12 protein-coding genes are annotated in these 13,565 nt (G+C 55.2%); 4 read left to right on the top strand and 8 right to left on the bottom strand.

Going from position 1 to position 13,565, the window contains the following annotated elements; genetic code table 11:
* Positions 1 to 48 precede the first annotated feature (48 nt).
* From NO934_RS11140 to NO934_RS11125, 4 genes are all read left to right on the top strand, one after another.
* Complete coding sequence (locus NO934_RS11140) at positions 49 to 774, top strand: hypothetical protein (RefSeq protein WP_309160025.1); 726 nt, start codon at positions 49 to 51, stop codon at positions 772 to 774.
* A 151-nt stretch (positions 775 to 925) separates the two neighbouring features.
* The gene (locus NO934_RS11135; protein WP_309160024.1) at positions 926 to 1,828 is read left to right on the top strand and encodes a Wzz/FepE/Etk N-terminal domain-containing protein; all 903 of its coding nucleotides are present in this window, start codon (positions 926 to 928) and stop codon (positions 1,826 to 1,828) included.
* Between the two features lie 297 nt (positions 1,829 to 2,125).
* Positions 2,126 to 4,063: a nucleoside-diphosphate sugar epimerase/dehydratase gene (locus tag NO934_RS11130; RefSeq protein ID WP_309163705.1), complete on the top strand. Its 1,938-nt coding sequence runs from the start codon at positions 2,126 to 2,128 to the stop codon at positions 4,061 to 4,063.
* A gap of 4 nt (positions 4,064 to 4,067) precedes the next feature.
* The gene (locus NO934_RS11125; protein ID WP_309160023.1) at positions 4,068 to 5,312 is read left to right on the top strand and encodes a sugar transferase; all 1,245 of its coding nucleotides are present in this window, start codon (positions 4,068 to 4,070) and stop codon (positions 5,310 to 5,312) included.
* A gap of 126 nt (positions 5,313 to 5,438) precedes the next feature.
* On the opposite strand, the gene NO934_RS11120 is transcribed toward NO934_RS11125, so the two are convergent.
* The 8 genes from NO934_RS11120 to NO934_RS11090 all read right to left on the bottom strand — a co-directional run bounded on the left by NO934_RS11120 (position 5,439) and on the right by NO934_RS11090 (position 13,377).
* Positions 5,439 to 6,182 (bottom strand): glycosyltransferase family 2 protein, encoded by a 744-nt coding sequence (locus tag NO934_RS11120; protein WP_309160022.1) that lies wholly within the window; start codon positions 6,180 to 6,182, stop codon positions 5,439 to 5,441.
* Positions 6,183 to 6,256: 74 nt separating this feature from the next.
* Positions 6,257 to 7,300: a polysaccharide pyruvyl transferase family protein gene (locus NO934_RS11115; protein ID WP_309160020.1), complete on the bottom strand. Its 1,044-nt coding sequence runs from the start codon at positions 7,298 to 7,300 to the stop codon at positions 6,257 to 6,259.
* Positions 7,297 to 8,466 carry an O-antigen ligase family protein gene (locus NO934_RS11110; protein WP_309160019.1) on the bottom strand — a complete coding sequence of 390 codons (1,170 nt, stop codon included), beginning with the start codon at positions 8,464 to 8,466 and terminating at the stop codon, positions 7,297 to 7,299. The genes NO934_RS11115 and NO934_RS11110 overlap by 4 nt, the downstream gene beginning before the upstream one ends.
* The gene (locus tag NO934_RS11105) at positions 8,456 to 9,742 is read right to left on the bottom strand and encodes an oligosaccharide flippase family protein (protein WP_309160018.1); all 1,287 of its coding nucleotides are present in this window, start codon (positions 9,740 to 9,742) and stop codon (positions 8,456 to 8,458) included. The genes NO934_RS11110 and NO934_RS11105 overlap by 11 nt, the downstream gene beginning before the upstream one ends.
* An 8-nt stretch (positions 9,743 to 9,750) precedes the next feature.
* Entirely contained in the window at positions 9,751 to 10,446 is a 696-nt protein-coding gene (locus tag NO934_RS11100) for an NAD-dependent epimerase/dehydratase family protein (RefSeq protein WP_375143251.1), read from the bottom strand.
* A gap of 9 nt (positions 10,447 to 10,455) precedes the next feature.
* On the bottom strand, positions 10,456 to 10,722 hold the full coding sequence (locus NO934_RS20650; protein ID WP_375143250.1) for a hypothetical protein: 267 nt from the start codon (positions 10,720 to 10,722) through the stop codon (positions 10,456 to 10,458).
* 190 nt (positions 10,723 to 10,912) lie between these two features.
* Positions 10,913 to 11,794 (bottom strand): tyrosine-type recombinase/integrase, encoded by an 882-nt coding sequence (locus tag NO934_RS11095; protein ID WP_309160017.1) that lies wholly within the window; start codon positions 11,792 to 11,794, stop codon positions 10,913 to 10,915.
* Positions 11,791 to 13,377 carry an AAA family ATPase gene (locus tag NO934_RS11090; protein ID WP_309160016.1) on the bottom strand — a complete coding sequence of 529 codons (1,587 nt, stop codon included), beginning with the start codon at positions 13,375 to 13,377 and terminating at the stop codon, positions 11,791 to 11,793. The genes NO934_RS11095 and NO934_RS11090 overlap by 4 nt, the downstream gene beginning before the upstream one ends.
* Positions 13,378 to 13,565: the final 188 nt, after the last annotated feature.

Here is a 13,565-nt window from a genome sequence, read left to right as displayed (position 1 = left end):
CGCTTCACCGCCGATCTGAAGGAGGCGGACACAGCATTGGCGACAAAGTTGGAGAACCAGGCGATCGATGTCGCGAGATGCGTGGCGCGCTGGGCAAAGTGGGACAGGGATGGTGCCCTCACCTTCCTGAAATCCACGCAGCGACCGACCACCGCCCTCGCCCTTGCAGCCGAGCGGAACGCAAAGCGTGCCCGCCAGACGCCGGAGCATAGCTCTTTCTTCTCAGATGTCTTTCAGCACCTGGACCGTAGGCTGGCAGGGCGGCCAGTGCCCATTCTGGCAGATCATCTCGTCCGCCTTGGTTTTCAGGCCGGTGACATAATGGCGCTCGCCCATCGCGAGCCGGATGTATCCTCAGCACTGCTCCAGTTCGAGCAGGATCAGGGTGTGCGTGACATCTGGCTGTTTGAATTGGGAGACGGAGCGCCGCCGCAGCCGATCGAAGCAATCGTCATGGCAACGATCCGCCATTCGATCATCGACGGTTACAGGCGGGAGGCCAAGTCCGCACTCTTCCGCGCCATCGCCCTGGCCATTCATCGTCCGCTCGTGATTTTGCCTTTCCCGACGACCGAGGCGAGACAGGAATTCCTCAACGGCCGGGCCGTATTGCCTTTCGAGGAGGGCGAGCCATCGTTCATTCCCGCTGCAAGCCGTGAAGCCGCAAGGGGAACACACATGTCAGCCGAACACATCATCCTGCCCGGCGCCAAACTCGGAGCGATCGTCGCCACCACGGCCGAAAGTCTTTCCGACGATCTCTTTCGGCATTAGAGCAATCTGCGCTCTAACGGAGCCAGGGGAATCGACCGCAGCTGCAAGGCTGGTTTGATGCCTTGCTGATTTAGCGCGCGCCCTTCCCGAGAAACGCTTGCCTTGATGCAATCGGTTTCGTAAACGGTCGCAGAACCCAGCGGAGACGGTGATGACGGAAACTGAAACGGCCAACGACGAAATCAGCCTTCTCGATATTGCCGTGGTTTTGGCAGAAAACTGGCTGCTGCTGGTGGTCGTGCCAATCATCACCGCTCTCCTCGCTTTCGGCCTGCTCTGGACGCTGACCCCCCGGCAATACGATTCCGAAGCTCTCATCCGCTTGAATGCCGACGAAGCCGCCCTGCTCACCTCTGCGCGCATCCTCAATCCCGCCATTCTCAACAGCGACTATATCGAAGGCTATCAGGGCACGCTTTCTCAGGCCCGGCAGAATCTCATCGAAAACGATCTGACGATCGCGCCCCAGGCCGACACTAGCTTTTATCGTTTGAGTGTAAGCGGCCGCACGCCCGAAGACGCGCAGCAGCTACTTCGGGCCATCCTCAATTCGCTTGTCGAAAACTCGACGCCGACACCCAGCCGGCGCGCCCTGCTCGAACTCGAGATGCAATTGGCTGAAGCCTCGGTCTCCGAACTCAACGCCACGCTCGAACGCCTCAACCGCATTGCCGATAGCGTCGAATCGGGAGGAAGCTCGTCGGCTGCCTCGCTTGGCGAGATCGGGCAGTCGATCGTAGCCATCCTCTCCAACATCGAATCGCGGCGCGCCGAGATGCTGCAGATCCAGGAAGCGCTGGAAGGCTCGGTTTCGGCCGACGACATCATCCAGACTCCGACCACCCCTGATTCCGCGCAATCGCGCGGCATCATCATCCAGGCCGTGCTGGTCGGGCTTGGGATTGGGTTCCTCATGCTGATTGTCGCCTTCATCCGCAGCGGTTTCAAGGCAGCAAGTCAGAGCCCCGATCAGCTCGACAAGGTCAACCGCATCCGCCGGGCTTTCTGGCTCAAGCCGATCAAGGCGTCTGACCTCTCTTCACCGGAGATCTAGACTAGATCGGGTCCACGCGACGGTCGATTGACAGGAGATTAGCCACGTCTCCAGGCCTCTCAGATGGAGGAGCAAAATGCACTCGATAGCTGTCCCTCGGCACCGTGATAAACCGACGCGCCACGAGGTTGCCTCAGCGTTTTCTCGCAACGTTCGAGACGCGCAGTTAGGCGAGCACGGGGCATAGACTTTGCAGAGCACATGTTCCTGACGCAATTGCATTACATAGCTTGACCCGTTCACGCTTTCGTGGAACGGCAATTCTAATGAATTCAACAATGGACACTAGCGTTGCCCATGCTTTCGTCTACGCGTAAGCGCATACTATCCCTGCCACGGTTCTGGAAGCGCACGCTTCTCGTAAGCTTCGACTTCATCGCTCTGGCACTGGTGCTGTGGGCAAGTTTCTCGTTACGTTTCGACAGATGGGCACTGCCCGCATCACTCGATGAATGGCTGATAATCGCATCGGCGCCATTGATAGCTATTCCCGTTTTCGTGCGGATGGGGCTTTATCGGGCCGTCGTGCGATATATGCCCGAGCGCGTGATCTGGACCATATTCCAAGCGATGGCCATCGCGGCTATCTTTTGGGTTGTGGTAGCCTTCCTATCGGCCATGGCCGGACGTGGTTTCGTTCCTAGGTCGGTGCCTATCATCTATTGGGCTATCGGTGCGCTCGTGATCACGAGCAGTCGTTTCGCAGCCAAGTGGCTTTTCTGGCCAGCCAATCGCCGAAACGCTCAAAAACGCCCGCCTGTCGTCATCTACGGCGCCGGCGAAGCCGGCACGCAGCTCGCCATCAGCCTACGCACCAGCCATTTCGTTGTCGGTTTTCTTGATGACGACCCTAATTTGCACCGCCGAGAGGTCGCTGGCGTTCGAGTGTATCCGCCGTCATACCTGCCCACTCTCATCAGTGAATACGGCGTTAAACAGGCGATCCTGTCCATCCCCTCGCTGACAACAGCGCGTCGCCGTGAAATCGTTGAAAGCATGAACCATCATCACATCAAGGTTCAGTCACTACCCGCTCTCACCGATCTAGCGACTGGGAAGTATCTCGTCAGCCAAATCCGAGAGATTGAGATCGATGATCTGCTCGGTCGCTCCTCAGTTCCGCCCGACCTTGATCTTATCAAATCAATGATTGTTGGCCGCACCATAATGGTGACTGGGGCTGGTGGATCAATCGGTTCCGAACTATGCCGCAAAATCGCCCAGTGGCGTCCTCAACGGCTGGTCCTGTTCGAGGCCAACGAGTTCGCGCTCTATCGCATTGACCGGGAGCTAGCCAACAAAGATCTTGCCGTTGTCTCGGTCTTGGGTTCTGTCACCGACGCTCAGCGGGTTGAGAAGGCAATCAAAGAACACGGCGTTGATGTGCTTTTCCACGCCGCGGCCCACAAGCATGTTCCGCTTGTCGAGGCCAACGCGCTCGAGGGCATTAAGAACAATGTGTTCGGAACAAAGACCGTAGTCGATGCTGCTTACCGTCTCGGCGTCCAGAACTTCGTCCTGATCTCGACCGACAAAGCTGTGCGTCCGACAAATGTGATGGGTGCGACCAAGCGCTGGGCGGAACTGATCGTGCGCGAAAAAGCCGCCGAGGCCGTGAAAAACAATACGGGGCAGAGATTCTGTGCCGTGCGCTTCGGCAATGTTTTGGGATCAAACGGTTCGGTCGTCCCGCTTTTCAAGGAACAGATAGCTCAAGGTGGGCCATTAACTCTCACCGACCGCGCGATGACCCGTTACTTTATGTCAATCGCTGAGGCAGCCGAGTTGATTGTCCAGGCCGGCGCCTTGGCCGAGGGCGGTGATGTGTTCTTGCTCGATATGGGGGAGCCGGTCCTGGTCGCCGATCTTGCCGAGAATATGATTCGGCTCGCTGGCTTATCGGTGCGGAGCGAGGAGAACCCCGAAGGCGACATTGAAATCGTCGAGATCGGCAAACGCCCAGGAGAAAAGCTCTACGAGGAACTTTTCTACGATGCCGCCAGCGCCACTGCCACCAAGCATCCGAAGATCTTGCGGGGGCTTAGCCCGCTAGGCCAGCCAGACAGCATTGTCAGACGCACCGACGAACTCGCGGGTATGGTTGCTGTCCAAGACGAGACAGGGGCTAGGACAGTGTTATTTAAGCTGATCGCTGAACGCGACTCTGGGCGTGACGTGGAAGACAATTTGAAGCCTGCCGTACCTCATCTATTCATTGCCAGCACGACAAACTAAATAAATGGCCCAACCCAATCCTCCCGCCAGCCAACCTTGCATTGTGGTGACCGGCGCCTCGGGTCGTCTCGGTCAGCAACTCGTTCCCTTGCTCAAGGGTCTGGGTGCCAGTATCGTCGTGGCTGGCCGCAATGCCAGAAAGCTCGGCGAGATGTTTCCTGAAGACATCGCGTGCAGCTATGAGGATATTGTACGATGTGCCGCGGGCGCCGACCTGCTTTTACACCTGGCCGTGCTCAACAACGATGTCGAGGCGCCACTTTCAGAATTTGAACGTGTCAACATCGATTTGACGCTTCGCGTCGCGAGCCTTGCCAAATCTGCCGGTATCGCGAGGATGCTCAATATCTCGAGCACACACGCCCTCGATGAAAACAACCATACCCCATATGCTGAAACCAAGCGGCAAGCTTCTACTGAACTGGCACGCATCGAAGGCCTCGACGTCGTACAATTTTTTCTGCCCACCGTCATCGGAGCAAGGCTTTCCGGCACGCTCGCGGCATTGAACAAGCTCCCCGCTCCCCTTCGGCTCGTTGCTCTTTCGGCGCTTTCCGCCCTCAAGCCGACCGTTCAGATCGACACACTCGCCCAGGCGATCTGTCAGACCGCCATCCAAGCCGATGCCGAGGACCGGATCGTCAGCGATGGCCAGGCGCGCAATTTCTGGTTCAGGATAGCCAAGCGCACTATAGACCTAGGCTTCGCTCTGGTCGTGCTGATCTTCTTCTGGTGGCTGCTGTTGATCGTGGGCATCGCCATCAAGCTGCAGTCTCCCGGACCTGCGATATTTGCGCAGAAGCGTGTGGGACGCGATGGCAGGACGTTCACCTGCTACAAGTTCAGAACGATGCGCTTGGGCACGCCCAATGTGGGGTCGCACGACGCACCACGCGATGCGATCACTCCGATCGGCAAATTCATGCGCTCATCCAAGCTCGATGAGCTGCCTCAAGTCTGGAACATCATAAGAAACGAGATCAGCCTCGTCGGCCCCCGGCCATGCCTTCCGATCCAGACCCAGCTCATCGACGAGCGGCGCGAGCGCGGCGTACTTGCGGTCAAACCGGGCATAACGGGCCTTGCCCAAGTCAATGGCATCGATATGAGCGATCCGGTACGCTTGGCCAAATGCGACGCACGCTACGTCCGCCTTCAGTCGCTCCTGCTCGACGCCAAATTGATGATCCAAACAGCCCTCGGCCGTGGCAGTGGCGACAGAGTGGGCTGGGAGCCTCTTGGCCGTTGAAGCCTCTCCGGTGGGTAGTCGCACCGAGCGCAATTTAGCCCGCGTATACGGGCTGAGAGCGGATACGCGTACGTCATTGACATGCTATACGGCGTATAATACCCCCCTCATGCAAAATGGGTGCGATCATCGCTCCAAGCGGGGTTTCACATAAGTATTGAGCACGCCCTGAGCAGCATAATGGGCGAAATAATAGGCTGATCGCGCCAGCCCCAGTTTTTCCACGTCACGATAAATCGACCAAGTGTATTTGGCTGCCGTCGCCTTGTTGGCAGAAATCGAACCGTTACGGACGCGATACCGCGCAAGGCTTTCGGAAATCGGATATGCCACATCTACCTTCTTGAGGATGCGAAGCCAAAGTCCGAAATCCTGCCGCTTGCGAATGTCAGGCATATAAACCTTACCGAGTTTTTCAGTGTCGTACACTGCGGTGAGACATCCAATGACGCAGGATTTGAGCAGGTCATGGTAGGCGACCGGCTTTTCGACATAGTGCGTATTGATGAAATTACCCGCCTCATCAATCCGGTCATAGGAGGAAAAGGTGAACGCCAGATCATGCTGCTGCATGAATGCGATCTGTGTTTCCAGCTTTTCGGGTTTCCAGAGATCGTCACTGTCGAGGAAGGCGATATAGCGGCCAGTTGCAGCGCGTATTGCGAGATTGCGTGCACCAGCGGGACCTTGATTGTGCTCACCAGCAAAAACGCGAATTCGCGTGTCATCCTTCTTTAGACGCGAGACTATTTCTATAGATTTATCAGTAGATGCGTCATCAGATATCAGCAACTCCCACGCTTTAAAGTATTGCTCCTGAACAGTCTTCACGGCACCCCCTATATAATCTGCACTGTTATAACTTGCCATAACAATACTTACGATTGGCGCATTTCTCATTATATAACACCCGACAATTGGCCGCAATTGAACTTGTGGATTTTCTATCTGATAGTATTTTTAACGAGTTGACGAAGTTCCGATAGTTTTATTCTCGCCTTTACTACCTCAGTTTTAATTTCCGCACCTCGACTACATTGCGCTTCGATTACAGAATGAATTTCAACTGCACTCTTTCCACTGACCCCGTGTGCTATGTCCTTTAATCCAATAGCACAGAAATGCTCCTCTACCTTCGGGTTTACTGCCGCCGTTAAGCACAACGGTATTGCTCCGCGACAAGACGCCATAATTAAGGCATGCAGTCGGTCGCTTACCGTCAGCATGGACCGCGAATACACCTGGTTCATGCGCTCTTCCTGCGTCCTATGATCTATATCATCTTCCCAAAGCAACAAGGACGGTTCCGCACCAACCTTTTGAAGGAGCTCGGCACATTCTTGAGCAGCACCATTGTCACGTCTTACCTGTGAAAAAACGATAATAGGGACAGCGTTGGCCTGCGAGAACTCCGCGATCGCTCGGAAGACCTCAGTCGGCGGCAGGGGGCGATCTCCCCGGTACGAAATGGAGATGGTTTCTGACGAATTGTCACAAACCTGTTGGGCCCAGAACCCCAGGTCTGGATAGAGGTGTCCAGACTTGGCTTTACGATACGAATTGCAATCTCTCCATACCAGCAGGCGGGATCGGCGATAAACAGCGTTCAATAGGCGCATTGCGAACGAAGAGTACTCGCGGAACGCTATCCCGACCCGGAACACACCTCGTTTTAAAAAAAAGCTCAAAATAAGTGGCAGAAACACTAATTCCTTAAGCACACGACGGTAGGATGCTGAGACCTCCCCTGGACAAAAAAACAACACACTTGACGGACCCGACGTCAACGCCGCCCAATACCATGCCATCGGATTGCGTACAATTTTCTCTCGCCCGCTTAAATCCAGCCCTGACAAGAATGAATCCGAGGCATTACCAACGTATAGATGTAGATCTCCGCTCTCCCGCAGCCAATTGATCAAAATTTTTCGATGGAGAGTATCCCCGATGTTAGTAAACTGCCCCACAAGTGGAATGAATATCTTCAAGCTACTTCCTCTTTATACTGACTGAAATCAGGATACGAAGGAAAATGCCTTCCCACGCCCCCCGACAAAAGGAGAAAAAAAATCATGTAACGCGCGTATGACAAATCCCCGCTCACCAGAAGAAAAACTCCAAACTGAACTGCAAGTAGCGTGACTATATTTCTCTTTCTAATCACCCGATAGAGGATGGTTGAAAACAATATCACTCCAATCACCCAACCAAGTTCCGAAAGCGCTTCAAGAACAAAATTATGCGGGTAGATGTGAACAGCATTCGGCCACATCTGAGGAAAATTTCCCAGTCCGATTCCGGTAAACGGCCATTGTGTCAGGCTTGCAAATGCCATCCCCCAATATATCCCGCGCAGGCCTAGCAATTCCCATGCCTCGACAAGGTTCAACTCGAAGGCCGCATCGATCAATCGAGACACTATCAATAAAATCCTATTATCTAGAAGTTCTGGATAAAGAATTATAACCGGAAAAAATGCTAAAACGCCCACGAAAAACGATTTTACTACTATGGCGGGTCGTTTGTAGAAAACGTACGCCGATGCGACGAGTAGAGACAATAAAGTTGGCCCTCGAGATCCAGACCAAAGCATGAGAGTGGCGAATAGAATGGAAAGCATAACATAACGACGCTTGTTCTCCTCAACTGCCAGCCAAATGCTCACAAGCATGGCCGCGGCCATCATCCATGCAAAGGTAATGGAGCCTAAGAGTCCAAACCGTACAGGACGTTGCCAAAATCCGCCTACATAGCTCTTATAGAATATCGCAGACACAGCAACTGCTGACGCAAAAATCAACACGCCAAGCAATATCCCTTTCAAATGCAACGACTTGGGCGTCAACGCATAGCATATGATTGGGAACCAGAGCCCAGTCAAAAGTTTAAACCCACCATATTGAAGGTCGCCAATCAGAAGAACATTGAGATAAACCGACAAATATATAGGAACACATGTTATTATGGTAATGGTCTTTACATTGTCTCCACGATAAAATATCATTGAAGCTACTAGTAGCAATCCTATTACTGAAAGTAATAACACGCCCGATGGCGGCAGTGCCGAAAGGAGAATCTCGCTTATCGCGGGAGATGACGCTAAAATCGCCAGTATTATAGAGAAAAAGGGAGGGTTCACGAATCTACGCTGCATCTTTTCTTTCCATCCGCGCTGGAAAGATGCTGGGCTCCACCTTAAGTTTTAGCGCGCAGGAACGCCACATAAGATATGCTTGAAAAGTCAAGGCGGCCGACGAGGCTGCGGCTGCACCAGCGTTCCCCCAAAGCGGAATGAGCACCAGCACGAGAGAGACGTGAAGAATGCTGCCTAACAGGAGGTTTCTTGCCGCATCTTGTTCTAGGCCTGTCATCACGAGGAGTGTGCTCGCGCTTCCGGCAACTACCAAAGCAGCCGGACCGATTATTAAAATGCATAAGGGAGCGTAAGCCCCCTGATACTCCGATCCAAATATTAACGTTACGAACGCGGGGCCTAGAGTGACGATCATCAGGATGGCGGGGGCAGTAACAATCCAAATTACACGGGAGTTAAACTTGGCGGCTCGCTGTAGAACATTGAGTTCTCCGCTCTCCCTTATTCGAGAGAAGTAGGGCGAAGAAGACGCGTCCAAGGCAGCTATCCCAAAAAGAAGAAGATTGGAGAACTGCATAGCCACTTTATATATGCCGACATCGAATGATGTTGCCGTGAGACCAAGGACGATGACACCTATCTGACGGTTGGCCTCATCTAAAAAGACCATTACAAGGATAGGAAGTGCACGCTTAAAGCGCCGAACTTGGTATGTGGGGACTGCGGCTTTGGCATCGGACGGAAGCAACAAATTTAGAACAACCAGGCCGATCACCAAAGATATTGATGACGCCAATACATTCGCAATTACAGCATGCTCGGCAGAAACAATATCAACGCTGATAACAAACAGCAACATGATTAGAAGTGTAAGAACAGGACGAAGAACCATTTCAGGAAACAAACCTGATCCAATTTTTCCAAGCCCTCGCACGACTCCCGCTCGAACTGCACCAATAGAGTTTATTATTATTAGTGGGATCCCATACAAGAAAATATTATATTGCACGTCACTCGAAAACAAAAGTGTGATTGCAGCGGCAGCAATGCCTGAGATTAAAACACCAGCAAAACCCGCCAGGATTCCCCCAAGGCGCATATCTCCAGACAGAAGAGCCCAATTCTTATTAAAGAGATTAGAGGCTGTTTCTCGAGTTAGGAACTTGGGGATACCTGCCTGTGCGACAATCGTCATCATTAGAATTACAGATATGCATAACGTATACTTACCAAATTCCTCAGGTCCGACAGAACGAGCGATAACAACAGAGCAAAGGAATGCGGCGAGCACACTAGCAAGCTTATTAAGTAACGAAATTATTCCAGCTTTGAGCACAGACCTGCCTATGCCTCGCTTTTAAACGCGCGATACCACCCGAGGAGCGGCGAACACCTCGCGGATCGAAGTCTTTGGCGCGTAGTCGGTGGCTTTGTTAGGTTAGTCGTGTCTGAAAAGGTATCGGGCACGTCACCCGGTTGCAGCGACAGCAGATTGCGGATGGCTTTCTTGCCCAAAGCGTCTTCCAGAGCGTCGATATAGCCGCCCAGCTTGACTGGATCGGAATTCCCAATGTTGAAAAGCCTGAACGGAGCGTTCGAGGTCGCAGGATCGGGCGAGGCCGCATTCCACGCTGGTTCGAACACGGCGGAAGTGTCAGAGGCGCGGATCACGCCCTCGACGATATCGTCGACATAAGTGAAATCGCACGTATGATTGCCGTAGTTGAACACGTCGATCGGCGCTCTGGCGAGGATTTTGCGCGTGAACTTGAACAGCGCCATATCCGGCCGGCCCCAAGGGCCATAGACGATGAAAAAACGCAGTCCCGTGGTCGGAAGGCCGAAAAGGCGGGAATAGGAATGGGCCATTAATTCATTCGCGCATTTAGTTGCTGCGTAGAACTGCCGCGGATGATCGACACCATGATGTTCGGAAAAGGGCATTTTGGTGTTGGCCCCGTAAGCACCCGATGTGCTCGCGCAGGTGAGGTGTCCGACAGAGCCGTGACGGCAGGCCTCGAGAATGTGGGTGAAGCCCACAAGATAGGACTACACATAGGAGTGCGGGTCTCCTAGACTATAGCGCACGCCCGCTTGTGGGGCAAGGTGGATCACCCGGTCGAACCTGGTTTCGGAAAAGAGGGATTCGAGGATTTTCACGAGTTCACCTTGGATGCTTGAGGTATAGGCGCGCGCCCTCTCTAAATAGGTCGCTCGGCGAAAGCAAGGCAGGCCAAATCGACGATTCTCATAGGCATCATTGCCGGTGATATGGTGACATCGTGCGATCTCCCAATCTAGCTCCACGGTTTTCATGTGAGACGATCTCGACGTGGTGCCCTCGTCTCGCCATTTGTTTCGATCGCAATTCGTTCTGCTCCACCCCGCCTTGCGCGCTGAATTACAAACACAATCTCACGAATAGCTCCCGGACGGAATCCGTTCGCACTTATGGGTGCAGATACAAGCAGTCTGAAACCCAAAGAGGCGCAAGGGAGCCATCTAACTACTGCCATAGGTTCTGATCGACATTTTCAACATACCGCGCCACGATGTTTGCTGACTTCCAGCCACCTGCTGACATGATCGGCAGCAAACCTACGCCCCTCGCGGTAAGAGTCTGTGCCGCACCGACTCTGAGCGAGTGGCCACTTACCTTGCGGGCCAAGTCTGCGTTGTAGGCCTGCGCCGACAATCGTTTGAGCACCCTCCCAACCACGCTAGGAGAAAGATAGCGGCATCCCGCTTTTGACTTGTAAATCGGCCGCAGCAGCGGGCCGCGCTCGATCTGCGTCGTCGCGAGCCAATCTTGAACAACCGTCGTTGTTTCGCGCGAGAGATGGGCAACACGTCCCAAGCCCTCGGGATCATTTTTCGCACGCCGAACCAAAACAGACATCGTGCCACCAGGATTGAGCTGGAAATCTTCGACACGAAGCGCCACCAGCTCGCTCCGGCGGCATAGGGTGTCGAAGCCAACCGCCACCAGCACGCGGTCCCGTAAACCGATCAGGTCGTCGCAGCATTGAGCCATCAGCTTTTCGCGTCGTTCATATGTGATGCCCAGTGCCTGGCGCGGGCGGCCGGGCCGGGCGCGCTTGACCCGCCGCACCGCCAGGAGCACCTCTTCAGCATCGGCGACAGACGCATACCCGGCCAGGCGGTGAAGCTTACTAATGGCAACAAGCTTCCTTTTTATCGTGCTTGCCTTGAGCTTGTCGCTGTGTTCGTCGACGAATTTGGCGATCGTAGCTGGCTCCGCGGGAAGCGCGCGAAGTCGCTTGCGGCGGCACCACGTTGCGAACTGTTCGAAGTCGCTCTTGTAACCCCGGATCGTGTTGGTCGAGTAGGCACCCTCAAGGCGCTCGATCAGCAGCTTCCAGTTCATGGTTTTGCTCCCATGAACGCCATAAGATCCTTCGCGCGCAGCAGTTTCTTCGTGATGAGTGCTTCTGCGAGCTGCTCGATCACCTCACGGTTCTCGCGCACCAGCTGCCGGACCTCTTCCATGAGCCGCGACAACTGGTCTTCTAACCATTGGTCGTCATGAACTTTGCCAAGGCCGGTGGATACCCCAAGGCGGTCGTAGAGACCCATTTCATACCGCCCGCTCGTGAGCAGGCCACTTGCATGCACCAGATCCGAGCGTGCGCCGGCACTTGGACCAGAGCCCAGAAGCTCGTCGGCAGCGCGACCGGCCAATCCGACTTTGACCATCGCCTCAAGTCGGTCACGGGTGATCGGGGTGTCGCCCCAGTCGGTCGCCACAGCGCCCTTCGAGCCGTCATTCGGCAAGATCGAAGCCGAGATAATTTCAGCGCCCAACCGCAGCGCCAAAACTGCATGCGCTGCCTCGTGCACGGCAATGGGCCAGAGCGCATCGGGCGTGTCGGGCACCTCCAGCCCAAAGCCGGCAAGAAGATCGTCGACCGTTAAATCCCGCCCGGCGCGGCGCGCCAATGCCTCCGCCTGGCGCACACCTGACTCGATGTTTGCAGGCGCCAAGCCAACGATCAGATTGGCAATCGTGTCCAGCCCATCCCCGGGCACGCGCGCCCCGCAATAGAAATCAAGAACCTCTCTGGCTTCCTCCGCGGTGTTCGGCGGGCGCACGCTGATGCGAGTTTCCAGCCGTCCACCGCGAATCAACGCGGAATCAAGAAAGTCGTAATGGTTGCACGCCCCGAGCAGGAGAATGTTTCGGCCGGACTTTCGGACCCGGTCGATCTGGATCAACACGTTATCGACGACTGGCGTCCACCATTCGCGCGCCCTTTTCTCGAGTGAGGCACGATCAGGAATCGACTGGAGCTCATCGAGAAAGCCGATGACGTTGCCCCCTGTGGCCAAACCATCGAAGAACTCGGTCGCCGCACGTGTCACTCCTCCCAGATGTCCATCGCCGGCATTGAACCAGCCCCCGACGCTCGTCGAATGGAACTGCCAGCCGCTCGATTTCGCGAGCGCCTCGCCCAGAAGCGATTTGCCCGTCCCCGGAGGGCCTTCGAGCACGCCGAAGCGAACCCCGGATATCGGCAGGCTCCCCCGCGCCACGCCCTCCAGATCCTGCCGCATGCCGTCGGCCCAGTCGCGGACCTCACCGACGAGCGGGAGTTCGTCGAGCCCGGGCACGGCGGCCGAGATCTGCGGCGCGGACAGGCGCGTGCGCAGCTGGCGAATGCGTTCGACAGCTTCGCGCGACTTGGTGCAATTGCGGATTGCCGCAACGATCGCCATGGGATCAAGCCCGTCAATATCGGACTGCATGAGGCCACGCACGCGCTGCCCGGTCACCTCTGCGATTGCCTTGCGAACCGGACCGATTGGCAACTTTTCGATTGCGATGAAGTGATCGGCAGCGGCCCGAAAATCACGGGCGATCAGCTCCGGCTCGACTGCAACGGCGATTGCCGACCGGCCATCGCCAAGCGCATCGAGCAGATTGGCGTTTCTGTCAGCGGCCCGCGCCATGCGGCCGGATCTGATTTCCTCAACGATTGCGTTCGGCGCACAATCGCCGAGACCCTGAACGACGATGGGAAGCCAGGTTTGGCTCGGCACGATGAGAATGACGCCAACAGCTGCTGTCTCCATGTCGGCGATGCGGCGCAGCAGACGGTTGCCCAGCGCGTTGCGGACGATCATTTTCGGCAGGATTT

The organism is Pelagibacterium sp. H642, assembly GCF_031202855.1.
Classification (GTDB): Bacteria; Pseudomonadota; Alphaproteobacteria; order Rhizobiales; family Devosiaceae; genus Pelagibacterium.
This window is presented reverse-complemented; position numbering and strand designations above follow the sequence as displayed.

Excerpts from the sequence above, each read along its gene's own strand:
- NO934_RS11125 (WP_309160023.1), top strand. The coding sequence starts at position 4,068 with ATGGCCCAACCCAATCCTCCCGCCAGCCAACCTTGCATTGTGGTGACC.
- NO934_RS20650 (WP_375143250.1), bottom strand. The coding sequence starts at position 10,722 with ATGAAAACCGTGGAGCTAGATTGGGAGATCGCACGATGTCACCATATC.
- NO934_RS11095 (WP_309160017.1), bottom strand. The coding sequence starts at position 11,794 with ATGAACTGGAAGCTGCTGATCGAGCGCCTTGAGGGTGCCTACTCGACC.
- NO934_RS11130 (WP_309163705.1), top strand. The coding sequence starts at position 2,126 with ATGCTTTCGTCTACGCGTAAGCGCATACTATCCCTGCCACGGTTCTGG.
- NO934_RS11110 (WP_309160019.1), bottom strand. The coding sequence starts at position 8,466 with ATGCAGCGTAGATTCGTGAACCCTCCCTTTTTCTCTATAATACTGGCG.
- NO934_RS11090 (WP_309160016.1), bottom strand. The coding sequence starts at position 13,377 with ATGGCGCGGGCCGCTGACAGAAACGCCAATCTGCTCGATGCGCTTGGC.
- NO934_RS11135 (WP_309160024.1), top strand. The coding sequence starts at position 926 with ATGACGGAAACTGAAACGGCCAACGACGAAATCAGCCTTCTCGATATT.
- NO934_RS11120 (WP_309160022.1), bottom strand. The coding sequence starts at position 6,182 with ATGGCAAGTTATAACAGTGCAGATTATATAGGGGGTGCCGTGAAGACT.